A 234-nucleotide genomic window follows, 5' to 3' on the forward strand; every position below is an offset into this window, starting at 1 on the left:
CTTGCAAGTACTAAAGGAGAAAAGGGTGAAAAGGGAGATACCGGAGCAGACGGGCTTTCCGCTTACGACCTATGGGCGGCATTACCTGAAAATGCTGGAAAAACACCAACGGATTTCCTTGCAAGTACTAAAGGAGAAAAGGGTGAAAAGGGAGATACCGGAGCAGACGGGCTTTCCGCTTACGACCTATGGGCAGCATTACCTGAAAATGCAGGAAAAACACCAACTGATTTC

Annotated in this window: 1 pseudogene; it reads left to right on the forward strand. The window is 47.9% G+C overall.

What is annotated here, in order from left to right:
• Nucleotides 1-234 (forward strand): annotated as a pseudogene (locus HX062_RS09720) (hypothetical protein); the annotation flags it as partial.

Origin of the sequence: Myroides sp. DF42-4-2 (genome assembly GCF_030326445.1) — a bacterium.
Lineage (GTDB): Bacteria > Bacteroidota > Bacteroidia > Flavobacteriales > Flavobacteriaceae > Flavobacterium.